Raw genomic sequence first — 26,563 nt, forward strand, 5'->3', positions numbered from 1 at the left:
TGATCAGGCTTCGAGTGTGGGAAGGAGCTTTATAGCGGTCGCGTGGTTGAGCGCCATCGGAATGTCGTAGACAATCGCCAGCCGCATCAGCGCCTTCACGTCGACATCATGCGGCATCGGTGTCAGCGGGTCGACGAAGAAAATCAGCGCGTCGACTTCGCCGGTCGAGATCAGCGCGCCGATCTGCTGGTCGCCGCCGAGCGGCCCGCTTTTCAGTCTGGTGACGTCGAGACCGGGAGCGGCGTCGAGCACGCGACCGCCGGTGGTACCTGTCGCGACGATCTTCCAGCGCGAGAGAAGGTCCTGATTGGCGCGGGCGAAAGCCGCCATGTCGTCCTTCTTCTGGTCATGCGCGATCAGCGCAAGGCACTTGCTGCCGGCCATGAAAGGAATCTCCGCCCCAACAATTCAATCGATTTGATCGCTTTATACCAAGAATTTGCGATTTGAAAGACAACGCGTCCGCCCATTCATTGGATCGCCGGCTTGTCGTTCGGAACCGGGCCGACATCCGGCAACCCCTCGTCATCATCAGCCGGCGCGGCTGCCGGAGCGGCGGCGAACGCGCTTACGGCGGAAGGCCCGCCATAGGTGGCGGCCTGCATCGAAGCGACAGAAGCGGCATCGAGCACGGCAGAGCAGGCCTTCGGCAGGTCGGTGATCATCATCTCACGCGGCGGCTTCGGGGGCTTGGCGCCGGGTTTGGGCGGTTTGGGCGGTGCCCAAGGCGCCGGGGTGAACCAATAAGCGAGCGACTTGTCGCAGCCGTCTCCTGAGGCGACGGGAGCTTGCGGCGTGCATCCGGCAGCACCGGGCGGGCATTTGATGCGGATGTGGAAATGCGAGTCATGGCCGTATATCGGCCGCAGCTTACCAAGGTTGGTGCGGTCGCCGGTCCAGGTGTCGCACATCTTCTTCTTGATCGCCGGATTGACGAAGATGCGCTCCACTTCGGGATAGCTCGCCGCCAGCATCAAAAGCCGCGCCCGCGATTCCGTCCACACCTTCGGGTCGACGGTGAGGAACTTGTCCTTCTGCAGCATGCTGGTGAAGGGCAGGTCCTCGCGCTCCTCAGCCGTCATGCGGCGCGCCGGCATCGGGGTGAACCAGATATCGGCATCGAGGCCGATCTGATGTGAGGAATGGCCGTTGAGCATCGGCCCGCCGCGCGGCTGCGCGACATCGCCGACCAGGATGCCCGGCCAGCCGGCATATTTGACCGCATCCTGCGAAAACCGTTCCAGAAGCGCAATCATCGCCGGGTTGCCCCAGCGGCGGTTGCGTGAAAGCCGCATTGCCTGCCAAGTCGGCCCGTCGGTCGGCAGCGCCACCGCGCCGGTCATGCAGCCCTTTGCATAGAAGCCGATCGGCTGCGCCGGCCCCTGCGTCGGCAGGCTGGCGCCTGCGAATAGCGCCTTGGCGCTGCCCGGGCTTGGCGTTTTCTGCTCTGCGCCGACGTCGCCGGCGGCAAGGCTTGCCCCGATTGCGCCGGCAAGCGTCAATTTGCCAAAAGTCCTGAAAGCCTGGGCGAAGCCGAAAGCCATGCTGTTCCCTTACGTCAATGCCGAAGTGATTTGCACTCGAATCTATCGTGAAAAGCAATTTTGGTGAATCGATGATTTGGCGGAGCGGCGCAGGAGGAGCCGGCGACGGATCGCCGCAGCATCACCGCAGCTGCCCTTTGACAGAAAAGCTCAAAATTCCGCGAGCTCGGCAAAAACCAAACTCTCTCCTGTTTTTCGCCCCTATTTCTCGTATTGTCGAATCCGCAATATTCAGGGGAAATGGGAATGACGGCATCGTGGTCGAAAATCGGTGTTATTCTGGCACTTGCTGGTGTTTTGATGCCATTGACGGCAATGGGTGAAGAGCAGCCGTTTCAGATCGGAAGCTCGGTCATCAGCGAAATGAAATACAAGCCGGGCTTTGCGCATTTCGATTACGTCAATCCCGATGCTCCCAAGGGCGGGGATCTGCGCCTTTCCGCAAGTGGCGCCTTCGACACCTTCAACCCGCTGCTTGCCAAGGGACAGACGGCGGTCGGCCTGACGCTCGTGTACGACACCTTGATGAAGCCCGCCGATGACGAGCTCCTTGTCTCCTACGGCCTGCTTGCCGAAGGACTTTCCTTTCCTTCTGACGTTTCCAGCGCGACCTTCCGCCTGCGCAAAGAGGCGAAATGGGCGGACGGTCAGCCGGTAACTCCGGAAGACGTCATTTTCAGCCTGGACAAGACTAAGGAATTGAACCCCGTCGCCGGGAACTACTACCATCACGTCGTCAAAGCGGAAAAGACCGGCGATCGGGATGTGACCTTCACCTTTGATGAGAAGAACAACCGCGAATTGCCCAACATTCTCGGCCAGTTAATGATTGTGCCGAAACATTGGTGGGAAGCACCCGGAGCGGATGGCAAGCCGCGTGACATTACCAAAACGACGCTGGAGCCCGTAATGGGGTCCGGGCCTTACAAGATTGCTTCTTTCTCGCCCGGCGCAACCATCCGTTATGAACTGCGTGACGATTACTGGGGCAAGAATCTCAATGTGAATGTCGGCCAGAACAATTTCCGCAATGTCATCTACACCTATTTCGGTGACCGCGATGTTGAGTTCGAAGCCTTTCGCGCCGGCAATAGCGACTATTGGCAGGAGACAACGGCTGCCCGCTGGGCGACGGGATACGATTTTCCTGCAGTGAAGGAAGGACGCGTCAAGAAGGAAGAGGTTGCAAATCCTCTGCGCTCCACCGGCATTCTGCAGGCTCTTGTGCCGAATATGCGGCGTGACCTCTTCAAGGATATAAGGGTCCGCGAGGCGCTGAACTACGGCCTCGATTTCGAGGAGTTGAACCGCACCGTTGCCTTTAACAGTTACAAGCGCATCGACAGCTATTTCTGGAATACCGAGCTCGCCTCCTCCGGTCTGCCGCAGGGGCGGGAGCTGGAAATTCTGCAAGGCCTGAAGGACAAGGTTCCGCCCGAGGTCTTCACGACGCCGTACACCAATCCTGTTGGCGGCGATCCGCAGAAGAGCCGCGACAACCTCCGAAAGGCGATTGCTCTTCTGAAAGAAGCCGGTTGGGAGCTGAAGGGCAGTCGCATGGTCAATACCAAGACCGGCCAGCCAATGAGTTTCGAGATATTATTGTCGAGCCCCATGTTGGAGCGCTGGGCAGTGCCTTATGCCAGCAATCTCAAGAAAATCGGCATAGATGCGCGAGTTCGGACAGTCGACGCTTCGCAAGCTGTCAACCGCGAACGCAGCTTTGACTTCGACATGATCTGGAATGTCTGGGCGGAGACAATGAATCCGGGCAACGAGCAAGCCGACTACTGGGGATCCGGCTCGGTCAACCAGCAGGGTTCTCGCAACTACGCCGGCATTGCCAACCCAGCCGTCGATGAGCTCATCCGCATGATTATCTTCGCGCCGAACCGCGATGAACAGGTCGCTGCGATCAAGGCAATGGACCGGGTCTTGCTGGCAAATCACTATGTTATCCCGCTGTTCTACCGCGACACCGTTAATATCGCCTATTGGAACACAGTCACGCATCCTGCCGAATTTCCGGCCTACAGCCTTGGTTTCCCCGATGCCTGGTGGTCGACCTCGGCAAAATGAGCGGGCTTGCATTAGCGGGGCCCTGGGCTCCAAATGGCACGAGCGAATCACGACAAGCCGGCGGGGCCGGCAAGGGAAGGCTGGCGGCTTGAGCGGCATTGGACTGAACGGCGTGCAGACAAGAAATACTTTCCCGGAGGCTGAAGGCTGATGGGTGCCTATGTCATTCGCCGCCTGCTTTTGATGATTCCGACCATTGTCGGCATCATGGCAATTTCCTTCATCGTTGTTCAATTTGCACCCGGCGGCCCGGTCGAGCAGGTGATTGCCCAGCTGACCGGCCAGGCCGACAGCGCCGATCAGCGCCTGTCCGGCGGCGGCGATCTCCTCGGTGGCGGCGGCAGCGACGAAGGTTCGAAATATCGCGGCGCTCAGGGGCTCGATCCGGAGCTGATCGCCAAGCTCGAAAAACAGTTCGGCTTTGACAAGCCGCCGCTGACGCGCTTTGGCGAGATGATGTGGAATTACATCCGCTTCGATTTCGGCGAGAGTTTCTTCCGCAACACCTCCGTGCTCGACCTCATCAAGGAGAAGCTGCCGGTGTCGATTTCGCTCGGCATCTGGATCCTGATCTTCTCCTATGCGATCTCCATCCCGCTCGGCATCCGCAAGGCGGTCAAGGACGGGTCGACCTTCGACGTCTGGACCTCGGGCGTCATCGTTATCGGTTATGCCGTTCCGAGCTTTCTCTTCGGCATCCTGCTGATCGTGCTTTTCGCCGGCGGCTCCTTCTACGACTGGTTCCCGCTGCGCGGCCTCGTTTCCGACAATTTCGGTGAGCTCGCCTGGTGGCAGAAGCCGCTCGACTATTTCTGGCACCTCACTTTGCCGCTGATTTCTCTTTCTCTTGCCGCCTTCGCAACCACGACGCTCTTGACCAAGAATTCCTTCATCGAGGAGATCAAGAAGCAATATGTCGTCACCGCCCGCGCCAAGGGTCTGAATGACCGGCAGGTGCTCTACGGCCATGTGTTCCGCAACGCCATGCTGATCATCATCGCCGGTTTTCCCGGCGCCTTCATATCCGCCTTCTTCACCGGCTCGCTGCTGATCGAGAACATCTTTTCGCTCGATGGCCTCGGCCGCCTCGGCTATCTCTCGGTGGTCAACCGGGATTATCCGATCGTCTTCGCGACACTCTATATCTTCTCGCTGCTCGGTCTCTTCGTCAGCCTGATTTCCGACCTGATCTACACCTGGATCGATCCGCGCATCGATTTTGAGCGGAGGGATGTCTGATGGACGCCGCCGCAAATCCCGCCACCGCAACCCCGGTCAAGCCGCCGCGCAAGGGCCTGCTGTCGCCGACCAACATCCGTCGCTGGCAGAATTTCCGGGCGAACGGCCGCGGCTACTGGTCGCTGTGGCTGTTCCTGCTGCTGTTCTTGCTCAGCCTCTTTGCCGAGTTCCTCGCCAACGACCGGCCGATCATCGCCTCCTACAAGGGCGAAATCCTGTTTCCCGTGCTGATCGACTATCCCGAGGAGAAATTCGGCGGCTTCCTCGCCGAAACCGACTACCGCTCCTCGGTGATATCGGACGAGATCAACGCCAATGGCTGGATGATCTGGCCGCCGATCCGCTATTCCTACCGCTCGGTCAACTCGAACATTCCGCATTCGGCGCCAACCGCGCCCTTCTGGCTGATGACGAAAGAGGAGCGTTGCTCCGGCTATCCGCAAGGGGTGAATGATCCCGGCTGCACGCTTGGCAATCTCAACTGGCTCGGCACTGATGACCAGGCGCGCGATGTGCTGGCGCGTGTCATCTATGGCTTTCGCATATCGGTGCTGTTCGGCCTGGCGCTGACCATCTGCTCGGCAATCATCGGCGTCACGGCAGGGGCGGTGCAGGGCTATTTCGGCGGCTTGACCGATCTCCTGCTGCAGCGCTTCATCGAGATCTGGTCGTCGATGCCGGTGCTCTACATCCTGCTGATCATCGCCGCGATCCTGCCGCCCGGCTTCTTCGTGCTGCTCGGCATCATGCTGCTCTTCTCCTGGGTCAGCTTCGTCGGCGTGGTGCGAGCCGAATTCCTGCGCGCCCGCAATTTCGAATATGTCCGCGCCGCTCGCGCGCTCGGCGTCAACAACCGCACCATCATGTGGCGCCACCTGCTGCCGAACGCCATGGTGGCAACACTCACCTTCCTGCCCTTCATCCTCTCCGGCTCGATCACGACGCTGACCTCGCTCGATTTCCTCGGCTTCGGCATGCCGCCCGGCTCCCCTTCGCTCGGCGAAATGATCGCGCAGGGCAAGACCAACCTGCAGGCGCCCTGGCTGGGGCTGACGGCCTTCTTCGCCATGTCGATCATGCTTTCCCTATTGATCTTCATCGGCGAAGCCGTGCGCGACGCCTTCGACCCGAGGAAGACCTTTCAATGAGTGACATGACAGAACCGCTCCTTTCCGTCCGCGATCTCTCGGTTGCCTTTCACCAGGGCGGCGAAGCCTCCCTTGCCGTCGATCGCGTCTCCTTCGATATCGCCAGAGGCGAGGTCGTGGCGCTCGTCGGCGAATCCGGCTCCGGCAAATCGGTCTCGGCCAATTCGATCCTGAAGCTTCTGCCCTATCCGACCGCAAGCCATCCCTCTGGCGAGATCCTGTTCAAGGGCAAGGATCTCCTGAAAGCCTCGGAGCGGGCGCTGCGCGAGGTGCGCGGCAACGACATCACCATGATCTTCCAGGAGCCGATGACCTCGCTCAATCCGCTTCATACGATCGAGAAGCAGATCGCCGAGATCCTCGCCCTGCACCAGGGCATCACCGGCCAGCCGGCGCGCCAGCGCGTGTTGGAATTGTTGAACCAGGTCGGCATCCGCGAGCCGGAAAAGCGGTTGAAGGCCTATCCGCACGAACTGTCCGGCGGCCAGCGCCAGCGCGTCATGATCGCCATGGCGCTCGCCAACCGGCCGGAATTGCTGATCGCCGACGAGCCGACCACGGCGCTCGACGTCACCGTGCAGGCGCAGATCCTCGAACTGCTGCGGCAATTGAAGGCAGCGCACGGCATGTCGATGCTGTTCATCACCCATGATCTCGGCATTGTGCGCAAATTCGCCGACCGCGTCTGCGTCATGACCAAGGGCAGGATCGTCGAGGCAGGAACGGTCGAGGAGGTCTTCGCCAATCCGAAGCACGATTATACCCGCCACCTCCTGGCCTCCGAGCCGCGCGGCGAGCCACCGCTCGCCGATCCGTCGAAGCCGGTGGTGATGGAAGGTTCGGATATCCGCGTCTGGTTCCCGATCAAGGCGGGGCTGATGCGCCGCGTCGTCGATCATGTGAAGGCGGTCGACGGCATCGATCTTTCGCTGCGCGCCGGCCAGACGCTCGGCGTCGTCGGCGAGTCCGGTTCGGGCAAGACCACGCTCGGCCTGGCGCTCACCCGGCTGATCTCTTCACAGGGACGGATCGCCTTCGTCGGCAAGGATATAGCCGGCTATTCGTTCAATGAGATGCGACCGCTGCGCAATCAGCTGCAGATCGTCTTCCAGGATCCCTATGGTTCGCTCAGCCCCCGCATGTCGGTGGGCGATATCATCGCCGAAGGGCTGAAGGTGCATGAGCGCGCATTGACGGCAGAGGAGCGCGACCAGCGCGTCTGCTGGGCGCTGGAGGAGGTCGGCCTCGATCCGCTGACCCGCTGGCGCTATCCGCATGAATTCTCCGGCGGCCAGCGCCAGCGCATCGCCATCGCCCGGGCCATGGTGCTGAAGCCGCGTTTCGTCATGCTCGACGAACCGACCTCCGCGCTCGACATGAGCGTACAGGCGCAGGTGGTCGACCTGCTGCGCGACCTGCAGAGGAAACACGACCTCGCCTATCTCTTCATCAGCCACGACCTGAAGGTGGTGAAGGCGCTTGCCAACGACGTCATCGTCATGCGGTTCGGCAAGGTGGTGGAGCAGGGACCGTCCGCGGAAATCTTCCGTGCGCCCAAGGACGATTACACCAAGGCGCTGATGGCGGCCGCCTTCAACATCGAGGCGGTGCCGACGCCCGCCGTGCAGCAGTAAAAGAAGATCATGTCCGCACCTTCTCCCGTTCTCGTCGATCTCAAATTCAACCCCGAAGGCATTGCCAATGCGCTGAAGACGGCTTTTGCCGATCGCGGCTGCATCAATCTCGCCGATCCGGCTGATGCCGCGCATGATCTGCGTGCCGTCGAGTATGCTCTTCTCTGGAGGCCGGATGCCGATCTTTTCAGCCGGGCGCCAAACCTCAAGGTCATCTTCTCGGGCGGCGCCGGTGTCGATCACATCATCGGCATGGCCGGTCTGCCCGACATTCCGATCGTCCGTTTCGTCGACCGCAGCCTGACAACCCGCATGAGCGAATGGGTCGTCATGCAGTGCCTGATGCATCTGCGGGGGCAATATGCCCATGACATCAAGCAGCGGCGGCGCGAATGGGCCAAGTTGATCGCGCCGGAAGCGGCGGAGGTGACCGTCGGCGTCATGGGGCTCGGCATTCTGGGCCAGGATGCGGTCGCCAAGCTGAAAGTGATGGGTTTCAACGTCATCGGCTGGTCGCGCACCCGCAAAACAATCGAGGGCGTCGAGACCTTCGACGCGGGCGAACTGGACCGGTTCCTCGCCAAGACCGACATTCTGGTCGGCCTCTTGCCGCTGACGCCTGAGACGACCGGCTTCTATGATAGCGGGCTATTTAAGAAGCTCCGCCGCGACGGTGCGCTCGGGCAGCCTGTCTTCATCAATGCCGGCCGCGGCAAGAGCCAGATCGAGAGCGACATCGTCTCGGCGGTCAGGGAGGGGATCCTCGGCGGCGCTTCTCTCGACGTTTTCGAAGTGGAGCCGCTCGCCACCGACAGCCCGTTGTGGGAATTGGAGAATGTCTTCATCACCCCGCATGACGCGGCGGTCTCCGAAGAGAACGCGCTGTTCCGCCATGTCGAGATGCAGATCGCCCGTTTTGAGCGCGGCGAGCCGCTGCAGTTCGTGATCGATCGCGACGCCGGCTATTAGCGGAATCTCGCGCCAAAAGCACTGCCGAGGTTTGGTTATTCCCAAGACCGCGGCAGGTATGAGCCCGGAACCTTCCAGACGGCCACCCGTTTTCCTTGCGAAGTTCTTTGCGGCCAAATCGGCCGCCAAGGCAGCGAAGGAGACGATGATGGCGCATCAGACCGAAACACGCTGGGAAAAATCCGACGGAAAGCTTCACAAGGAACAGCAAATCCCGCCGGTCGAGGCAAAGCAGGGGCGTATGGGTTATCGTATCCTGACCGTGCTGCTCGTGGCGCTGATTCTCGCTTTCTTGGTCTGGATTCCAGTCGAGATCTGGGGCCGCCGCGAGGCGAACGAGGTGGCGCCGCAGCAGCCCGGCCAACAGCTCCAGCAGCAGCAGTCGGACGCAGCACCCGCGCCGACGATCCAGAATGGCAATGCGGCCCCGACCGAGACGCCGCAAACGGCGCCGGCCCCGGATACCGCTCCTGCGACCCCGGCTCAACCTCCGGCCCAATAGGCGTTCGACGGATGATCTCCCGCATCCCGTCGCCACCATGCGGCGGGATGTTTATGTTTTGTCTGGACTTTCTCCGCCGATTTTTCGATAAGAAGGCGCACGAGCCGGTTTCGTGCGCCGGCCCGGAACTTGGCAGCACCTGGGAATTTGGCAGCACCTGACCGGAGTGGACAGGGGCAGGAATCTCATGGCCAAGACCGATATCGCGAGACGCGTCTACAATCACGCCTGGAAACTCGACCCGATCATCCGCAGCCTGATCGATACCGACTTCTATAAGCTGCTGATGCTGCAGATGATCTGGAAGCTCTATCCTGATGTGAACGCCTCCTTCACCCTGATCAACCGCACCAAGCGCGTCCATCTCGCCGAAGAGATCGATGAGGGCGAATTGCGCGAACAGCTCGATCACGCCCGCACGCTGCGGCTCTCCAAGAAGGAGATGATCTGGCTGGCGGGTAACAGTTTCTACGGCCGTGCGCAGATCTTCGAGCCGGAATTCCTCGCCTGGCTGTCCAATTTCCAGCTCCCTGAATACGAGCTGTCGAAGAAGGACGGGCAATATGTGCTGGACTTCCATGGGTCCTGGAAGGAAACCACGATGTGGGAGATCCCGGCGCTCGCCATCGTCAACGAGCTGCGTTCGCGCTCGGCGATGAGGGCGCTCGGTCCCTTCACGCTGGATGTGCTCTACGCCCGCGCCAAGGCAAAGATGTGGTCGAAGGTCGAGCGGCTGAGGGAGTTGCCGGGCCTGCGCATCTCCGATTTCGGCACCCGCCGCCGCCACAGCTTTCTCTGGCAGCGCTGGTGCGTCGAGGCGCTGAAGGAAGGCATCGGTCCGGCCTTCACCGGCACCAGCAATGTATTGCTGGCGATGGATTCCGATCTCGAGGCGGTCGGCACCAATGCCCACGAGCTGCCGATGGTGGCAGCCGCCCTGGCGCAGACCGATGAGCAACTGCGCAATGCCCCTTACAAGATCCTGCGCGACTGGAACAAGCTCTATGGCGGCAACCTGCTGATCGTCCTGCCGGACGCCTTCGGCACCGCGGCCTTCCTGCGTGACGCCCCCGAATGGGTCGCCGACTGGACCGGCTTCCGTCCGGACAGCGCGCCGCCGATCGAAGGCGGAGAAAAGATCATCGACTGGTGGAAGAAGATGGGCCGCGATCCGCGCCAGAAGCTGTTGATCTTCTCCGACGGCCTCGATGTCGACGCCATCATCGACACTTACCGGCATTTCGAAGGCCGTGTGCGCATGAGCTTCGGCTGGGGCACCAACCTGACGAATGATTTTGCCGGCTGCGCGCCGACGGAAATATCAGGCCTCAATCCGATCTCGATCGTCTGCAAGGTCAGCGACGCCAACGGCCGTCCAGCGGTAAAACTCTCTGACAATCCGCAGAAGGCGACGGGAGACCCGGCGGAGGTCGAGCGTTACCTGAAATTCTTCGGCGCCGAGGATCGGGTCGATCAGACTGTCCTGGTATAGGCACGAGGTGAGGCGCGGCCATGACGGGGCGCATCGATATGCCCCGCCATCGCATCCTCGATCGACCAGCCGAAGCGCCAGGCGTCGAACATCGAGTACCATTCCTGAAAATCGGTGATCGGCAGCACATCCGGCTTCGACATCGGATTGTCCGCCAAGCTGCGGCCACGAGCACGGTCGCGCACGCCACGCTCCTGCATCTCAAGCAGATTCTCGAACATCATCACCCCGGCCTCCCGTTCCATGGGTTTATGCAATCATGCTAATGAAGCATTGTCGAGTCTAGATGTGAGCATTCCGGTTTTTCACAGGATTAGCCCCATTTCGCTATTTCAAGGCAATCGCAGCCGACCTCGGATTGATCTGGCGAAACGGATTGGGCGTGACGGGGAGGCCCGGCTTCGTGGCTGGGGTCCGCCACCGAGCCTCCCGGCTGACCGAATCTCTGAAAGCGGCAGCGCTGACAATTGCCGCGTTCTGCTCCGGCCGATCCAACTGTGATGAAGGTGAGGGTTAGCCCGTGGTTAATATCCACCGGCCCCGTCTCAATCCGGCGCAATTTCCAGCCGGGCCCACGGGTTTCAGGCGGCCAGTCTGCGAAATCGCGTCCTGATCCGGTCGAGATAATAATGTCCGGGAGACGGCGCCGCCGTCATCGCATGCGCTTCCGAGGAGGGCACGCCTTCGAACAGGCGCTCTTCACCGTTCTTGAAACAGATCCTGAGCCTTCCGTCTTCCTGACTGAAATAGACGGATTTGATGATCTTCGACTTCACCGAAAGTTCTTGCACCTGTTTTACCTCTGTTCTTGGTTTGGCAGAACCCTAAACCCAAACGTGCAAAGACACGGTGAAGCAGCGTGGTAAAAAATCTCCAATTCGGGACATGCCGAACTCGGTTCCCCCGGGGATGTCTGAAGGAGATGCAAGAGGGAAAGCGAAATGGCGGACAGGGAGGGATTCGAACCCTCGGTACGCTTTCACGTACACACGCGTTCCAGGCGTGCGCCTTAAACCACTCGGCCACCTGTCCTTTGGCGTTCGCGCCCGGATAGGAGCAAATCGTCGGAACGGCGCGATATATACCGATGAATTTTTGCCGATCAACCCAAATCTAACAGTTTTTTGACTTCTTCCGATAAAACTCCCCTTGGCCCATCCCATTGTGCTTCACCTCATCGATGACTATGTAATTCTCAAGGTGGAGAATGGCGCGGGCTCGCCGGAATTGTCCGGCATATTGAAGCGTCGGAGGGATTGATGCGTTTCCTGTTGCGTCTGGCGAGTCTTGTCGCGCTTGCGGCAGCCGTTATTGCCGGAACCATCGATTCGATCCAGTCGGTTGCCGCCTCCGCCGTGATCATGACGCCGATGTCGGATGCCTGGCAGGATGTCAGCCCAGACACGCTGACGTCGCTGCAATCCGCGCTTTCCTACTATATCCACCCGCGCTTCTATGCCTTCATCTTTCAGTGGCTGATGCTGCAGCCGGCCTTTGCGGTTTTTCTGGTGATCGCGCTGCTTCTTTGGATGATCGGCTACAAGAAACCGCAAGTGTCAGGCCGCTTCATCGCGTAGCCGATCGGTTTGAGCCGGTGCGCTGCGGCGAAGGCCGGTTATGGCCCTCCGCGGCTTCGGCATCTGCCGGCGGATTGGCTAGAAAAACTGCAGCATCGATGGGGAAATGTCCAAAAATCAGCCGGGAAGAACTGATTTTCAGCAATCGCTGCAAATCTTTACCGCCTGAAAAATTTCTGGTGAATTTTTCCGTGAGCCATGCAAGGATGCGCGCAGCCAGGCCTCCGGGGGGAGGTCGGTGGTTCCGCAGACATGTCCGAAAAGGGCTTGCGGGAGGACCCCAAACGAATAGCAACAACAGGGCTGCACAATGAAAAAATCCCTTCTCACTCTCCTTGCCGTGGCTGCCATGTCGACGACGGCGCTGGCCGCCGATGTCAAGCCGGCGCTGGTTTACGGCACCGGCGGGAAGTTCGATAAGTCTTTCAACGAAGCGGCCTATAACGGCGCCGAGAAGTTCAAGGCCGAGACCGGCATCGCCTATCGCGACTTCGAGCCGACGGGCGACACGCAGGGCGAACAGGCCATCCGCAACTTCGCAAGCCGCGGTTTCAATCCGGTGGTGGCCGTTTCCTTCGCCTGGACTTCGGCAATCGAGAAGGTCGCAGCCGAATTCCCGGATACCAAATTCATCATCGTCGACTCCGTCGTCGATAAGCCGAACGTCCGCTCCGTCGTCTACAAGGAAGAAGAAGGCTCCTACCTCGTCGGCATTCTCGCCGGCATGGCATCGAAGACCGGCAAGGTCGGTTTTGTCGGCGGCATGGACATTCCGCTGATCCGCAAGTTCGAATGTGGCTATGAGCAGGGCGCCCGCGCCGCCAAGGCCGATATCGAGGTGTTCCAGAACATGACCGGCACCACGGGTGCTGCCTGGAACGACCCGGTTCGCGGCGGCGAGCTCACCAAGAACCAGATCGATCAGGGCGCCGACGTTATTTACGCGGCTGCCGGCGCCACCGGTCTCGGCGTTCTCCAGACCGCCGCCGACAACAAGAAGCTGTCGATCGGCGTCGATTCCAACCAGAACCATCTGCATCCGGGCTCGGTCCTGACCTCGATGGTCAAGCGCGTCGACCTCGCCGTCTACAACGCCTACACCGATACCAAGAACGACAAGTTCACCGCTGGCGTTCAGGCTCTCGGCGTCAAGGAAGACGGTGTCGGCGCCGCGATCGACGACAACAACAAGTCGCTGATCACGCCGGAAATGCAGGCTGCCGTCGACAAGGCCAAGGCCGATATCATCGCCGGAACCGTCAAGGTTCACGATTACACCTCGGACAACGCTTGCCCGAAGTGATCAGCGCCCTGATGTAATATCGAGATCGGGCGTATGGCGGAGGGGATTTTCGCCATACGCCCTTTTCTTATTTGGAGCCTGCAGTGACAGATAAGCCCGCTATTGAGCTTGTCGGCATCGATAAGAAATTCGGTGCCGTCCATGCCAACAAGGACATCAACCTCACCGTTGCCAAGGGGACGATCCACGGCATCATTGGTGAAAACGGCGCCGGCAAATCGACGCTGATGTCGATCATCTACGGTTTCTATCATGCCGACAGCGGCGAGATCCGCGTCAACGGCAATCCGGTCACCATCCGTGACAGCCAGGCGGCCATCGCCGCCGGCATCGGCATGGTGCACCAGCATTTCATGCTGGTCGACAATTTCACCGTGCTCGAGAACATCATGCTCGGCGCCGAAGGCGGCTCGCTGCTGGCCAGGGGCGTCGCATCGGCCCGCGCCGAGCTCAAGCGGCTGGAAACCGAATACGGCCTCGAGGTCGATCCGGACGCACTGATCGAAGAGCTGCCGGTCGGCTTGCAGCAGCGCGTCGAAATCCTGAAAGCCATGTATCGCGGCGCCGAGATCCTGATCCTCGACGAACCCACAGGTGTGCTGACGCCAGCTGAAGCGGACCACCTCTTCCGCATCCTCAAGGTGCTGCGCGACCAGGGCAAGACGATCATCCTCATCACCCACAAACTTCGCGAGATCATGGCGATCACCGATACGGTCTCCGTCATGCGCCGCGGCGAGATGGTCGCCACCCGCAAGACGGCGGAAACGACGGTGGAGGAGCTTGCCGAGCTGATGGTCGGCCGTCGCGTGCTGCTGCGCGTGCAGAAGGGCGAAGCCAATCCGGGCGCCGCCGTGCTCTCCGTCCGCAACCTGACGGTCAAGGACAATCGCGGCGTCACCATGGTCGACAACGTCTCCTTCGACGTGCGCGCCGGCGAGATCGTCGGCATTGCCGGTGTTGCCGGCAACGGCCAGTCGGAATTGCTGGAGGCGATTGCCGGAATCCGCAAGCCTGTCTCCGGCGAAATCCTTCTCGATGGCCAGACGATCGACAAGGCCGACCCCGCCTGCCTGCGCGATCTCGGCCTCGCCCACATTCCCGAGGACCGGCACCATATGGGACTGGTGCTGAAGTTCGAGGAATATGAAAACTCCGTACTCGGCTATCACCGCCGTCCGGACTACAGCAAAGGGCCGCTGCTCGATCTCGAAGCGATCCGCAAGGATGCGATGGAGAAGATCGAAAAATACGATATCCGCCCGCCGAACCCGCGGCTGAAGACGGCGAATTTCTCCGGCGGCAATCAGCAGAAGATCGTCGTCGCCCGCGAAATCGAACGCGATCCGAAGATGCTGATCATCGGTCAGCCGACCCGCGGCGTCGATATCGGCGCCATCGAATTCATTCACCGCCGGATCATCGAAATGCGCGATGCGGGCAAGGCGATCCTGCTCGTCTCCGTCGAACTCGATGAGATCCGCGCCCTTTCAGACCGTATCCTTGTCATGTTCGCCGGCCAGGTCGTCGGCGAGAAGACGCCCGATGCCGGTGAACAGACCCTCGGCCTGATGATGGCCGGCATTGCCGCGTGAGGCCTTTATGAGCACTGCTTCCGTTCCGCTACCAAACTGGATTAATTACGGTCTCATCCCGCTTTTAAACCTCGTCGTCGCCTTCCTGATCTCGGGTTTCGTCGTCTGGCTGATCGGCGAAAGCCCGCTTGCCGCCCTCTCGCTGCTGATCGAGGGCGCCTTCGGCAGCGGCGAAGGCATAGGCTTCACGCTCTACTATGCAACGAGTTTCATCTTCACCGGCCTTTCCGTGGCCGTCGCCATCCATGCCGGTCTCTTTAACATCGGCTCTGAAGGCCAGGCCTATATTGGCGGGCTCGGCTGTGCGCTGGTAGCGCTTGCGCTCGACCATTACGTGCCCTGGTATGTGACGATGCCGATTGCCATTGTCGGCGCCGGGATCTTCGGTGCGGCTTGGGCCTTCATTCCCGCTTTCCTGCAGGCCAAACGCGGCAGCCATATCGTTATCACGACGATCATGTTCAACTACATCGCAGCCGCCCTGATGGTCTATCTGCTGGTGCACGTGCTGATCGTGCCGGGCAAGATGGCGCCGGAAACTCGCACCTTCCTCGAAGGTGGGCAGCTTCCGAAGCTTGGCTGGCTCATGAGCATCTTCGGAGCCAAATTGGGTGCAGCGCCCTTCAACGTCTCCTTCATCATCGCCCTTCTTGCCGCTTGGTTTGTCTGGATCCTCATCTGGCGCACCAAGCTGGGCTTTGAGATGCGTACACTCGGCGTGAGCTCGACCGCGGCTGCCTATGCCGGCATACCCTATGCACGCATCGTTATCATCGCGATGCTGATTTCGGGCGCGCTCGCCGGCATGATGGCGCTCAATCCCGTCATGGGCTCTTCCGCCCGTCTGCAGGTCGAGTTCGTTGGTGGCGCCGGCTTCGTCGGCATTGCAGTGTCGCTGATGGGCCGCAACCATCCGCTCGGCATCATCTTTTCCGCAATCCTTTTCGGCACCCTTTACCAGGGCGGCGACTGGATCTCTTTCGAGATGCCGAATATCACCCGCGAAATGATCCTGGTCATCCAGGGACTGGTGATCCTCTTTGCCGGTGCGCTGGAATACATGTTCCGGCCGGCAATGGTGCACATCTACCAGCAATTGAAGCGAGCCTGAGGAGCGGACGATGGATTATTACGACATCTTCATCAACGTCCTGAGCTCGACGGTCAGGCTCTCTATTCCGCTGATCTTTACCGCGCTCGCAGGACTGTTTTCCGAGCGCGCCGGCATCTTCGATATCGGCCTGGAAGGCAAGATGCTGGGCTCGGCCTTCGCCGCCGCCTGCGTGGCCTATCTCACCGGTTCGGCCTGGCTGGGCCTTGGCGCCGGCGTCGTTTGTTCGGTGGCGCTCAGCCTGGTGCATGGCTTTGCCTCGATCACCAATCGCGGCAACCAGATCGTCTCAGGTGTGGCGATCAACTTCTTCATCGCCGGCATCACCATCGTGCTCGGCCAGGCCTGGTTCGGCCAGGGCGGCCGGACGCCGCAGCTGGCGCCGGAGGCCCGCTTCGCGCCGATCATCCTGCCGGGCGCCGATGCCGTCCACGACATACCGATCATCGGTCCGCTCTATGCAAGCGTGATATCGGGCAACAATATCCTCACCTATCTCGCCTTCCTCGCCGTGCCCTTCTCCTGGTGGGTGCTTTACCGCACGCGCTTCGGCCTCAGGCTGCGCGCCGTCGGCGAAAATCCCGGCGCGGTCGATACGGCAGGCATTTCGGTTTCTTGGCTGCGCTATCGCGCCGTCATGTGCGCCGGCATCCTCTGCGGCTTTTCCGGCACGTACCTCGCGATCGCCCAGTCCGCCGCCTTCATCAAGGACATGTCGGCCGGCAAGGGCTACATCGCGCTGGCGGCGCTAGTTTTCGCCAAGTGGAAGCCGGTACCGGTGATGTTCGCCTGCCTGCTCTTCGGCTTCCTGGATGCTTTGGCGAACTTCATGCAGGGCAAGCAGGTGCCGTTGGTCGGTGAAGTGCCGGTCCAGGTCTTCCAGGCACTGCCCTATATCCTGACCTGCATCCTGCTTGCCGGCTTCATCGGCGTCGCAATACCGCCCAAGGCCGGCGGCGTGCCCTATACGAAGGAGCGTTGATCATGTCCCACGACCTGTTCGAAGCCGCCCGCGGCGCCATGGCCTTTGCCCATGCGCCCTATTCGAAATTCCCGGTCGGCGCGGCGATCCGCGCCGAGGACGGCAAGGTCTATACCGGCGCCAACATCGAAAACCTCTCCTTTCCGCAAGGATGGTGCGCCGAGCCGACGGCGATCAGCGCCATGATCATGGGCGGCGCCAGGAAGATCGTCGAAATGGCCGTCATCGCCGAGAAGCTGCCGCTCTGCCCGCCCTGCGGCGGCTGCCGCCAGAAAATTTCCGAATTCGCCGCCAAGGACACGAAGATCTATCTCTGCGATGAGGCGGGCGTGAAGAAGACCATGACGATGGAAGAGCTCCTTCCTTTCAGCTTCGAGACCGAACTCGGATGAAGGCGACGGTCGAACTGCTTGTCGCCCTGCTCGGCGCGATCAAGCCGCGCCATGGCATCGTGCTCGGCTCTGGCCTCGGCTCCCTCGTTGGCCAGCTGGACGGCGCCGTCCGTATTCCCTATCGCGACCTGCCGGGCTTTCCCGTCAGCGCCGTCTCCGGCCACGCTGGCGAAGTCGTCGCAGGCCGCCTCGGTGGAAAGCCAGTCATCATGCTTTCCGGCCGCGTGCATTATTATGAGAAGGGCGATGCCAACGCCATGCGCCTGCCGATCGAGGTGCTGAAGGCGCTCGGCGTCGAGGCGCTGATCCTGACCAATTCGGCCGGATCGCTGCGCGACGACATGCCGCCCGGTTCGGTGATGCAAATCACCGATCACATCAACTACTCCGGCATGAACCCGCTGATCGGCGAGGAGAGCGACCATCGCTTCGTCGGCATGACCAATGCCTATGATGCCGGCCTCGCCGCGGCGATTCGGAAGGCAGCGGCAAAGCTCAAGATTGAGCTGGCGCAGGGCGTCTATATGTGGTTTTCCGGGCCGAGCTTCGAAACGCCGGCCGAAATCCGCATGGCGCGCATCCTGGGCGCCGATGCCGTCGGCATGTCGACAGTGCCCGAGGTGATCATCGCAAGAATGCTGGGTCTGAGGGTTGCGGCCGCTTCCGTTATCACCAACTATGGAGCAGGCATGACCGGCAATGAGCTCAGCCATGAAGAAACCAAGGACATGGCGCCCGTCGGCGGCGCCCGTCTCGCCGCCATATTGAAAGAGATGATTGCGGGAGGAAGCGAAAATGACTAGCCATTCTATCCGGGAGACCGCGGCGGTCGCCCTTTCCCTTCTCGACCTCACCAATTTGAAGGACGATTGCACCGAGGCGCAGATCGACACGCTCTGCGCCCGCGCGCAGACGCCCTACGGCAACAGCGCCGCGATCTGCATCTGGCCGCGTTTCGTCGCCCATGCCCGCAATATCCTCGGTGCCGGCCATGCTGTGCGGATCGCAACCGTCGTCAATTTCCCCGCGGGCGATATGGAGGTGGCCGATGTCGCCGCCGAAACCCGTGAGGCGATCGCCGATGGCGCTGACGAGATCGATCTGGTCATTCCCTACCGCAAGTTCATATCAGGCAACGAGAAGGCGGTGACCGACATGGTCAAGGCGGTGCGCGCCGAATGCGCCGGCCCCGTCCTGCTGAAAGTGATCATCGAGACCGGCGAGTTGAAGGATGCGGCCCTGATCCGCCGTGCCTCGGAGCTCGCGATTGAAGCCGGCGCCGATTTCATCAAGACCTCGACCGGCAAGGTCGCCGTCAACGCGACGCTCGAAGCCGCCGACATTATGATCCGGGCCATTCGTGAGAGCGGGCGCAAGGTCGGCTTCAAGCCGGCTGGCGGCATCGGCTCGGTGGCCGATGCGGCGCTCTATCTCAGCCTTGCCGAAACCATCATGGCGCCGGACTGGGCCATGCCCTCGACCTTCCGCTTCGGCGCTTCCGGCCTGCTCGACGACATACTGGCGGTTCTGAGCGGAGCGCAGCCGGCAGCGGCTGCGGCGTCGAGCTATTGAGATGATTCCGCAGGAGATCATCCGGCGTAAACGCGATGGCGAGGAACTCGACCCCGCCGATATCAGCTCCTTCATCGCGGCACTCTCCGACGGGCAGCTGTCCGAAGGACAGATCGGCGCCTTCGCCATGGCCGTCTGGTTCAAGGGCATGTCACGCAAGGAAATCGTCGCCCTCACGCTGGCGATGGCCAATTCCGGCGACAGGCTGCAATGGGCGGATATCGGCCGTCCCATCGCCGACAAACATTCAACCGGCGGCGTCGGCGATAACGTCTCGCTGATGCTGGCGCCGATCGCCGCCGCCTGCGGCCTCGCCGTCCCCATGATCTCGGGGCGCGGCCTCGGCCATACCGGCGGCACGCTCGACAAGCTCGAATCCATTCCCGGCTATGTAATCACCCCTGATTCGGACCTGTTCCACAGGGTCGTGAAAGGGGCGGGATTCGCCATCATCGGCCAGACCGGAAGCTTGGCGCCCGCCGACGGCAGGCTTTATGCCGTGCGCGATGTCACCGCCACCGTCGATTCCATTCCGCTCATCACTGCCTCCATCCTGTCGAAGAAGCTCGCAGCCGGACTTGAGACGCTGGTGCTCGACGTCAAGCTCGGCAACGGCGCCTTCATGGCTGACCGCGGTCAGGCGGAGATGCTGGCGCGTTCCCTGGTCGAGGTGGCGAACGGCGCGGGCGTGAAGACCTCCGCCTTGATCACCGACATGAATGAGCCGCTTGCCGATTGCGCCGGCAATGCCGTCGAGATGCGCAACTGCTTGGACTTCCTGGCGGGCAGGAAGACCGGCACGCGACTCGAGACCGTGGTTTTTGCCTTCGCCGCCGAGATGCTGGTTAAATCAGGCATTGCCTCTTCCTGCGAGGAAGCCGACGCGATGGCGCGTCGAGCGCTGTCGTCGGGACGGGCGGCCGAAAGCTTCGGGCGCATGGTTTCCATGCTCGGCGGACCGGCCGATCTCGTCGAAAATCCCGAGAGATACCTGGCCGGGGCGCCGGTCGAAAGAGAAGTCCCCGCTGCCCGATCCGGCTGGATGGCCGCCTGCGACGCGCGCGGTATCGGCATCAGCGTCATCGATCTCGGCGGCGGCCGCCGCCATCCGTCAGATCGCATCGACCACCGCGTCGGTTTCTCCGGCCTCCTGCCGCTCGGCACGTGGGTCGATGCGGGCGATCCGATCGCTGTCGTTCACGCTGCCTGCGAAGCCGCGGCGGAAAAAGCAGTTGCCGCCCTTGCCGTGCATTATCGCATTGCTGACGACAGGCCGGAATTGGCCCCCGTCATTGCAGGTCGGGTCTGATGCGGTTTACTGTTTGAGGCTGAGCGAGCCGTCGGCGACCGAATAGGAGGCGAGTTTCTGCAGGAAGCTCATGCCGACGAGCGTGGTCGTCAAGGCATCGTCCCTGAGCACGAAGGCTTCGACATTGCGGACGCGGATGCCGCCGATTTCGACGCGGTCAAGGATCACATGCGCGGCCTTCGTCTGGCCGTTCGCCGTGTTCACACCATAGCGGAAGTCAAGCTGATTTGCGGTGTAGCCGAGCCGGCGGGCGAGTGTCTCATTGAGCGCGACATAGGTGGCACCGGTATCGATCAGCCCTGGCACCGGTTTGCCGTTGATCTTGAAGCTGCCGGTATAGTGCCCCTGCGCATCCGCCTGCAGGCGGATCGTACCATTGCCGGAAGCGGGCGCCGGTGCAGCGGACTGGTGGGCGTCGGCCGAGACGTAATTGGCGGAGAGACCGTCGGCAGGTTGTTGGCTGATACGTCCAACGAGCGAAGGTACCTGTGTGGCCAGCACTGCGGCGACGCTGGCGAAAATGACGGTACGCACGAGCATGAAACAGAAATCCTTCCTGTATAAACCCCGCGTCATGCGGGGCCTCATGCTTCCAGCTTGCTAAGCCTCAAATCCTGAGAACTTGCTAATATCGATAACAAAAAGGCCCGGAGCGAACCTTCCGGGCCATAAAGTCTTGCGATTTGGTAAAGGAAGGCTGAAATTATTTCGTGCCGTACATGCGGTCGCCGGCATCGCCGAGGCCCGGCATAATGTAGCCCTTCTCGTTCAGATGGCTGTCGATCGCCGCGGTGAAGACCGGAACATCCGGATGCGCCGCGCGGAAGTTGCGGATGCCTTCCGGGGCGGCGAGCAGGCAGAGGAAGCGGATATTGTGGGCGCCGCGTTCCTTGAGCTTGTCGATCGCCGCAATCGAGGAATTGCCGGTCGCCAGCATCGGGTCGACGACGATGATCAGGCGCTCGGCCACGTCCTCCGGCGCCTTGAAGTAATACTCGACCGGCTGCAGCGTCTCGTGATCGCGATAGACGCCGATATGCGAGACCCGGGCGGAAGGCACGAGATCGAGCATGCCTTCGAGCAGCCCGTTGCCGGCGCGCAGGATCGAGGCGAAGACCAGCTTCTTGCCCTCGAGGATCGGCGAGTCCATCGTCTGCAGCGGCGTCTCGATCGTCGCCATCGTCAATTCGAGATCGCGGGTGACCTCGTAACAAAGCAGCGTGGAGATTTCGCGCAGCAGGCGCCGGAAACTTCCCGTCGATGTCTCCTTGCGTCGCATGATGGTGAGCTTGTGCTGCACAAGCGGGTGATCGATGACCGTGACGCCGTCCATGGGGAAGCCTTTCATTCTTTCTATCGAATGTTTCTTTCACGGAAATCGGCCCGACCGCAAGAGCGGAGCCGAATTTGCCGCGATCTTCCCCAATGCTTGTCGCCCGGAAGTGTGCAGCGGTTCCGGGATAAGAAGACACTCATCTTCAAAGCCGGGCAAGCAGAGCCTTGCGCGTCTCTTCATCGACGAAAGCTGCCTCGATCGCCGTGCGGGTCATGGCGTCGATCTCTGTGTCGCTGAAGCCGAAGACATCGGCCGCAAGTTCATACTCCCGCTTCAGCGACGTATGGAAAAACGGCGGATCGTCGGAACTGATCGTCACCCGCACGCCCGCTTCCTTCAGTCGCCGCAGCGGATGCGAGGTGAAATCGGGAAACACCCTGAGCGCGATATTGGAGCCTGGGCAGACTTCAAGCACGGTGCCGAGATCGGCAAGTCGCTTCACCAGATCGACATCCTCGATGGCACGCACGCCGTGGCCGATGCGTGCAGGCCGGACGGCATCGAGCGCGTCGGCAACGCTGAAGGCGCCGCAGACCTCGCCGGCATGGATGGTCAAGCCCAGACCGGCATCGCGGGCGATGTCGAAGGCTCTGATATAATCGGCCACACGGCCCATGCGCTCCTCACCGGCTAGATTGAAGCCGGTTATCAGAGGGTTGCCGGCCTTTGCCGCATATTCGGCCGCTCCCATCACGCTCTCCGGACCGAAATGCCGTTCCCCGGTGACGATCAGCCGGGCCTCGATGCCGGTTTTGGCCTTGGCCCGCCGGATGCCTTCACAGACGCCTGCTATATAGGCATCGGCGCCGAGCCCGATACGCTTGCCGTGGTCGGGCGAGACGATGAGTTCGCTGTAGATCGTATGGATGCCGGCAAGTTCGTCCAGATAGGTTTCGGTCAGAAGCGCATAATCCTCCTCCGTCCTGTAGACCTCGGAAACCTTGTCGTAACATTCCAGAAAACTTGCGAAATCGTGCCAGACATAGGCGCCATCGCGCAGCTCGCCGCTGATGTCGACACCGTATTTCCGCGCCTGCGCCTCGGTCAATGCAGGCGGTGCCGCGCCCTCCAGATGGCAGTGCAGCTCGACCTTCTTCAAATGCGATGTCACAAAAAGCTCCTTCCATGCGCGCCGCCCGGGATGCCGAGATGGTGCGCAATGCTTTCGCCGATATCGGCATAGGTGCGGCGAACGCCGATGGAACGCGACCGGATGCCGGGGCCGTAGGCGATGACCGGCACGCGTTCGCGCGTATGATCCGTGCCGCGCCAGGTAGGGTCGCAGCCATGGTCGGCGGTCAGCACGACGAGGTCGCCGGGTTTCAACTTCTTGTGGACCTCAGGCAGACGCGCATCAAAGGCTTCGAGCGCTGCCGCATAACCGGGCACGTCACGACGATGGCCGTAGATCATGTCGAAATCGACGAAATTGGTGAAGACGAGATCGCCGTCCTCGGCCTCGTCGATTGCCGATAGCGACGCATCCATCAGCGCCTCGTTGCCGCTGGCCTTGATGAGCCTGGAAATGCCCTGGTGGGCGAAGATGTCACCGATCTTTCCGACGGCATGCACATGCCGGCGGTGCTCGACGAGCCGGTCGAGCAGTGTCGGCTCCGGCGGCGGCACGGAAAAATCGCGCCGGTTTCCGGTGCGCTGGAAGGTGGAGGACGACTGGCCGATGAAGGGCCGGGCAATGACGCGGCCAATATTGTAGGAATCGAGAAGGGTGCGGGCCGTGCGGCAGAAGGCAAGCAGCCGGTCCAGGCCGAAATGCATTTCGTGCGCCGCGACCTGGAAGACCGAATCCGAGGACGTGTAGCAGATCGGCTTGCCGGTGCGGATATGTTCCTCGCCGAGCCTGGCGATGATTTCGGTTCCCGAGGCGTGGCAATTGCCGAGAATGCCGGGAACGTCGCCCTCCCGGCATAGTGCCTCGATCAGCTCCGGGGGAAAGGCATCGCCTTCCGTCGGAAAATATCCCCAATCGAAATTGACGGGTGTCCCTGCGATCTCCCAATGCCCCGATGGCGTATCCTTGCCGCGGGAGATTTCGCTGGCGGCGCCATAAATGCCGTAGAGCTTTTCCGGCAGGGGCATGCCGGCCGGAAATCGGCCGGAGGCGGCCCGGGCGATGTGCAGAAGCCCGAGTTCCGACATGTTGGGCAGGGAAAGCGGTCCGCTGCGCAGCCCAGCGCGGTCTCCGGCACCGGCCGCGCAGAATTCGGCGATATGGCCGAGCGTGTCGGCGCCCTCGTCGCCATAGGCTGCCGCATCCGGCGCCCCGCCGACGCCGAAGGAATCGAGAACGAAAAGAAAGGCGCGCGCCATTTTACCCCCGAAAGGACCGATCGCCGGCCTCCGGACCGTCGGAGGCTGAAGCCCACGCATATAGTGCCGCGCCTGCCTTGGCAAATTCGAGGTGGGAAGGGGGTCAGCAGTCTCCGCAGGGGATCGAGTCGCCTTGCCGCTGGCGGTAGAAGTAACTGCGGCTGATGGTAATCGTGCGCATCCCATCCGGCATGAAGTTCGGCGCGAACAGGAACATCGTATAGGGGATGCTGAGTTCGGTCCGAACGAGGAAGCTGTTTGCCGTCTTCATATCGGCCGGCACGTCGCTCACCGGCGCATTCTTGGCGTAAGGCGCCGTTCCGCCCTGCGCCCAGGACCAGAGCACTTTCGCATTGGCGCCGGCGTCGATTGAAATTCCGGTGATTTTCAGCGTCAGCGATGTTGAATTGTAGGGCACGAACATCGCCGTTGCGACCGACGGCATCTGCGCGAGCGCGCTCTTCGTGACGGATTGCTGCTGGGTGACGAGGTCGGCGATCGAACCAGCGGCGCGTGTCGCGCGTTTGCTGACGCTGAGGCCGATGGTGATCTCGAAAGCGCCGATATAGAGCATGATGAGCACGGGAAAGAGGATCGCGAATTCGATCGCTCCGGCGCCCTTGCGCTCTCGCGCCAGCCGACGCGCCTGCTGTACCAGTCTGGTGAACGGGTTGCGCATCGCCATTATGGATACTGCTCGTTCTGGAAGGCGGAGGTTGCGATGATCAGATATTGCGTCGGCATCGAACCGTCGGACGGACGGATCGTCGTGATATAGGGCCGGACCAGATCCGTGATGATTTCCCATCGATAATAGGCGCGCAGCATGTTGATGGTGCCGGCACCGCCAGGCGTATATTTGAAGGCGGCAGTGTTGATATCGGCATATCGGTCACTGGAAACCTTGGGGATCGTCGTCGGGATGGCCGAGAAGGTGCCGAATGTCTGCACATCCAGGTAAAGCTTGCTCGGCGTGGCGGCTTCGCTGGTCGAGCAGCTGATCAGGATCGAAATCTCATTGCAGAACGCCTGGCGGAATTGCGTCCGGCTCATGTCGGTCGTACGGCCGAGATTGTAGGTGATCTGCCCGGTCCGCATCCGCCGGCTCATCGTATCGACGGCGTTGGAGACGAGTTCTTCGGCAGCGAACGCGATGAAGGTTTCTAGGATCGCGAAGATCACCAGGAAGTACGGGATGGCAAGCAAGGCAAATTCGATCGCCGCTGCGCCGTCGCGCGAGCGGACAACAGCGCGAAACCGGGAGAAACGGTCCGGCGCGAAGGCGCGCTCCCTATCCGTCTTCTGATCAACTACCGTCATTGCCTGGACCCGCGCGACATCTCTGCCTGCCACACTAGGGTCCGTTCGTTGATTTTCCGTTTCAGGCCGATACGACGATTTTAACGAATGGCAGAAGATCCGGGCCGGGCCGATCAGGGTGACGTGGCGCCGGCGGCCGCTTGCTGCGCATGCTGCTCGCAATTGGGCGTGCAGGACAGCACGGAGCGCTCGGTCTGCCGGTAGACGCGCACCGTGTTGCCCTCGTCTATCGACACAAGGATGCGCTCGTCGAGGATCGCGTTGCCGTCGGCGTCCAGAAGGACCAGATTGGTGGTGCCGAAGCTGCGTCCTGTCAGCACGATCGTCTTGGCATCGGCGACGGTCGCGTCGGCGACCTGGGCATTGCCGACGATGACCTTGCTGACGGGGCGGTCGAGCTTCAAGACGCGCGCGTGATCCATATAGACGCGCAGCATGTCATCGTCTGCGGCCGAGGAAACTCCCGAAACACCGGAAACGGCGATCATACCGGCAAAGAAAATGGTTTTGCCGCTCGATGACATTGGGTCCTCTTTCACGATCACAGCGCAATAGGCGCATAGAATGGAAAAAAATGGTGAATGAAGCCTTAAACCCACCATCTTGTTTCGCGGTGAAGCAAGTTGATCTGATTTGGCACTGGATCCAGTCGGTGTCATTGCGGCTCGATACGGCGCCTGTGCTATTACCGGATGAATCCCCTCGTTAACCTCTGAAAACCATTAAATCTTGAGCGAAATGAATAGCGTAAGGCTTACCATACAGGAGCCTCCGACGGCTTTCACATGCTGTTAACTCTTTTTCTTAAGCCGATGGAAACGCCCATTCATTAGATTGCTGTTCATCCGATCAACGGCAACAGTTGGCGGACGTGCTGAACATCAACTGGAGTTAGGAGTACCCATGACCAAGCTTTTTAGCCGTTTTCTGAAGGACGAATCCGGCGCGACCGCAATCGAATACGGCCTGATCGCAGCTCTCATTTCCGTAGCGCTCATCGCCGGCGCCACGACCCTCGGCGAGAAGATCGGCAACACGTTCAACGGTCTGAGCACCAAGATGGATGACGCCACCACGGCGGTCAACTAAGCGAGGCGCCGCGAGGCGGCACCTCCCTGATTCTGGCCGGAT

Annotated in this window: 28 protein-coding genes and 1 tRNA gene; 17 read left to right on the forward strand and 12 right to left on the reverse strand. The window is 61.1% G+C overall.

All coding sequences use genetic code 11. The features are described 5' to 3' along the window. Positions 1 to 3: 3 nt before the first annotated feature. Both NL154_RS21955 and mepA read right to left on the reverse strand, forming a co-directional pair. On the reverse strand, positions 4 to 384 hold the full coding sequence (locus NL154_RS21955; RefSeq protein ID WP_210629600.1) for a methylglyoxal synthase: 381 nt from the start codon (positions 382 to 384) through the stop codon (positions 4 to 6). Between the two features lie 86 nt (positions 385 to 470). After that, complete coding sequence (gene mepA / locus NL154_RS21960) at positions 471 to 1,544, reverse strand: penicillin-insensitive murein endopeptidase (protein WP_221123533.1); 1,074 nt, start codon at positions 1,542 to 1,544, stop codon at positions 471 to 473. 246 nt (positions 1,545 to 1,790) lie between these two features. Between mepA and NL154_RS21965 the strand changes: the two genes are divergently transcribed. The 7 genes from NL154_RS21965 to pncB all read left to right on the forward strand — a co-directional run bounded on the left by NL154_RS21965 (position 1,791) and on the right by pncB (position 10,607). Beyond that, entirely contained in the window at positions 1,791 to 3,623 is a 1,833-nt protein-coding gene (locus NL154_RS21965) for an extracellular solute-binding protein (protein ID WP_221123534.1), read from the forward strand. A gap of 150 nt (positions 3,624 to 3,773) precedes the next feature. After that, positions 3,774 to 4,862: a microcin C ABC transporter permease YejB gene (locus NL154_RS21970; protein WP_210629597.1), complete on the forward strand. Its 1,089-nt coding sequence runs from the start codon at positions 3,774 to 3,776 to the stop codon at positions 4,860 to 4,862. After that, positions 4,862 to 6,010, forward strand: coding sequence for an ABC transporter permease (locus NL154_RS21975; protein ID WP_210629596.1), 1,149 nt, complete (start codon positions 4,862 to 4,864; stop codon positions 6,008 to 6,010). The genes NL154_RS21970 and NL154_RS21975 overlap by 1 nt, the downstream gene beginning before the upstream one ends. Further along, the gene (locus tag NL154_RS21980) at positions 6,007 to 7,644 is read left to right on the forward strand and encodes an ABC transporter ATP-binding protein (protein WP_210629595.1); all 1,638 of its coding nucleotides are present in this window, start codon (positions 6,007 to 6,009) and stop codon (positions 7,642 to 7,644) included. The genes NL154_RS21975 and NL154_RS21980 overlap by 4 nt, the downstream gene beginning before the upstream one ends. Before the next feature lie 9 nt (positions 7,645 to 7,653). Further along, on the forward strand, positions 7,654 to 8,613 hold the full coding sequence (locus NL154_RS21985; protein ID WP_434733345.1) for a 2-hydroxyacid dehydrogenase: 960 nt from the start codon (positions 7,654 to 7,656) through the stop codon (positions 8,611 to 8,613). 145 nt (positions 8,614 to 8,758) lie between these two features. After that, on the forward strand, positions 8,759 to 9,115 hold the full coding sequence (locus NL154_RS21990) for a hypothetical protein (protein ID WP_434734123.1): 357 nt from the start codon (positions 8,759 to 8,761) through the stop codon (positions 9,113 to 9,115). Between the two features lie 187 nt (positions 9,116 to 9,302). Next, the gene (gene pncB, locus NL154_RS21995) at positions 9,303 to 10,607 is read left to right on the forward strand and encodes a nicotinate phosphoribosyltransferase (protein WP_210629593.1); all 1,305 of its coding nucleotides are present in this window, start codon (positions 9,303 to 9,305) and stop codon (positions 10,605 to 10,607) included. On the opposite strand, the gene NL154_RS22000 is transcribed toward pncB, so the two are convergent. The 3 genes from NL154_RS22000 to NL154_RS22010 form a co-directional block, all read right to left on the reverse strand. Continuing rightward, positions 10,589 to 10,828, reverse strand: coding sequence for a CrpP-related protein (locus tag NL154_RS22000; protein WP_210631711.1), 240 nt, complete (start codon positions 10,826 to 10,828; stop codon positions 10,589 to 10,591). The two genes, pncB and NL154_RS22000, sit on opposite strands and share 19 nt — an antisense overlap. Positions 10,829 to 11,188: 360 nt before the next feature. Continuing rightward, a complete protein-coding gene (locus NL154_RS22005; RefSeq protein ID WP_210629592.1) occupies positions 11,189 to 11,398 on the reverse strand; it encodes a KTSC domain-containing protein in 210 nt (69 codons plus the stop codon). Between the two features lie 151 nt (positions 11,399 to 11,549). Continuing rightward, positions 11,550 to 11,639: transfer RNA gene (locus NL154_RS22010), tRNA-Ser, on the reverse strand. Between the two features lie 227 nt (positions 11,640 to 11,866). Here NL154_RS22010 and NL154_RS22015 point away from each other — a divergent pair. The 9 genes from NL154_RS22015 (at position 11,867) to deoA (ending at position 20,448) form a co-directional block, all read left to right on the forward strand. Beyond that, on the forward strand, positions 11,867 to 12,184 hold the full coding sequence (locus NL154_RS22015; RefSeq protein ID WP_184458686.1) for a hypothetical protein: 318 nt from the start codon (positions 11,867 to 11,869) through the stop codon (positions 12,182 to 12,184). Positions 12,185 to 12,494: 310 nt separating this feature from the next. Next, a complete protein-coding gene (locus NL154_RS22020; protein ID WP_085776574.1) occupies positions 12,495 to 13,487 on the forward strand; it encodes a BMP family lipoprotein in 993 nt (330 codons plus the stop codon). 83 nt (positions 13,488 to 13,570) lie between these two features. Then, on the forward strand, positions 13,571 to 15,082 hold the full coding sequence (locus NL154_RS22025) for an ABC transporter ATP-binding protein (RefSeq protein ID WP_210629591.1): 1,512 nt from the start codon (positions 13,571 to 13,573) through the stop codon (positions 15,080 to 15,082). Positions 15,083 to 15,089: 7 nt separating this feature from the next. Beyond that, positions 15,090 to 16,193: an ABC transporter permease gene (locus NL154_RS22030; protein ID WP_210629590.1), complete on the forward strand. Its 1,104-nt coding sequence runs from the start codon at positions 15,090 to 15,092 to the stop codon at positions 16,191 to 16,193. Positions 16,194 to 16,203: 10 nt separating this feature from the next. Then, entirely contained in the window at positions 16,204 to 17,175 is a 972-nt protein-coding gene (locus NL154_RS22035; protein WP_210629589.1) for an ABC transporter permease, read from the forward strand. Between the two features lie 2 nt (positions 17,176 to 17,177). Beyond that, a complete protein-coding gene (locus NL154_RS22040) occupies positions 17,178 to 17,567 on the forward strand; it encodes a cytidine deaminase (protein WP_064800281.1) in 390 nt (129 codons plus the stop codon). Next, positions 17,564 to 18,370 carry a purine-nucleoside phosphorylase gene (locus tag NL154_RS22045; RefSeq protein WP_210629588.1) on the forward strand — a complete coding sequence of 269 codons (807 nt, stop codon included), beginning with the start codon at positions 17,564 to 17,566 and terminating at the stop codon, positions 18,368 to 18,370. Before NL154_RS22040 ends, NL154_RS22045 begins: the two co-directional genes overlap by 4 nt. After that, entirely contained in the window at positions 18,363 to 19,139 is a 777-nt protein-coding gene (deoC, locus tag NL154_RS22050) for a deoxyribose-phosphate aldolase (RefSeq protein WP_210629587.1), read from the forward strand. The genes NL154_RS22045 and deoC overlap by 8 nt, the downstream gene beginning before the upstream one ends. Position 19,140: 1 nt before the next feature. Then, entirely contained in the window at positions 19,141 to 20,448 is a 1,308-nt protein-coding gene (deoA, locus tag NL154_RS22055) for a thymidine phosphorylase (RefSeq protein ID WP_210629586.1), read from the forward strand. Positions 20,449 to 20,454: 6 nt separating this feature from the next. Here deoA and NL154_RS22060 read toward each other — a convergent pair whose 3' ends face one another. The 7 genes from NL154_RS22060 to NL154_RS22090 all read right to left on the reverse strand — a co-directional run bounded on the left by NL154_RS22060 (position 20,455) and on the right by NL154_RS22090 (position 25,956). After that, on the reverse strand, positions 20,455 to 21,024 hold the full coding sequence (locus tag NL154_RS22060; protein WP_210629585.1) for a TIGR02281 family clan AA aspartic protease: 570 nt from the start codon (positions 21,022 to 21,024) through the stop codon (positions 20,455 to 20,457). A 127-nt stretch (positions 21,025 to 21,151) separates the two neighbouring features. Further along, the gene (gene upp, locus NL154_RS22065; protein WP_020920114.1) at positions 21,152 to 21,781 is read right to left on the reverse strand and encodes a uracil phosphoribosyltransferase; all 630 of its coding nucleotides are present in this window, start codon (positions 21,779 to 21,781) and stop codon (positions 21,152 to 21,154) included. 145 nt (positions 21,782 to 21,926) lie between these two features. Beyond that, complete coding sequence (locus NL154_RS22070) at positions 21,927 to 22,895, reverse strand: adenosine deaminase (protein WP_221123537.1); 969 nt, start codon at positions 22,893 to 22,895, stop codon at positions 21,927 to 21,929. Beyond that, complete coding sequence (locus NL154_RS22075) at positions 22,892 to 24,112, reverse strand: phosphopentomutase (protein ID WP_221123538.1); 1,221 nt, start codon at positions 24,110 to 24,112, stop codon at positions 22,892 to 22,894. Before NL154_RS22075 ends, NL154_RS22070 begins: the two co-directional genes overlap by 4 nt. Before the next feature lie 103 nt (positions 24,113 to 24,215). After that, positions 24,216 to 24,797 carry a TadE/TadG family type IV pilus assembly protein gene (locus NL154_RS22080; RefSeq protein ID WP_210629582.1) on the reverse strand — a complete coding sequence of 194 codons (582 nt, stop codon included), beginning with the start codon at positions 24,795 to 24,797 and terminating at the stop codon, positions 24,216 to 24,218. Further along, a complete protein-coding gene (locus NL154_RS22085) occupies positions 24,797 to 25,432 on the reverse strand; it encodes a TadE/TadG family type IV pilus assembly protein (RefSeq protein ID WP_210629581.1) in 636 nt (211 codons plus the stop codon). The genes NL154_RS22080 and NL154_RS22085 overlap by 1 nt, the downstream gene beginning before the upstream one ends. A gap of 113 nt (positions 25,433 to 25,545) precedes the next feature. Continuing rightward, positions 25,546 to 25,956 (reverse strand): pilus assembly protein N-terminal domain-containing protein, encoded by a 411-nt coding sequence (locus NL154_RS22090; protein ID WP_210629580.1) that lies wholly within the window; start codon positions 25,954 to 25,956, stop codon positions 25,546 to 25,548. A gap of 379 nt (positions 25,957 to 26,335) precedes the next feature. Between NL154_RS22090 and NL154_RS22095 the strand changes: the two genes are divergently transcribed. Then, on the forward strand, positions 26,336 to 26,521 hold the full coding sequence (locus NL154_RS22095; protein ID WP_085857806.1) for a Flp family type IVb pilin: 186 nt from the start codon (positions 26,336 to 26,338) through the stop codon (positions 26,519 to 26,521). The last annotated feature ends 42 nt before the right edge of the window (positions 26,522 to 26,563 follow it).

It is taken from the genome of Rhizobium sp. YTUHZ044, from assembly GCF_051123975.1.
Lineage (GTDB): Bacteria > Pseudomonadota > Alphaproteobacteria > Rhizobiales > Rhizobiaceae > Rhizobium.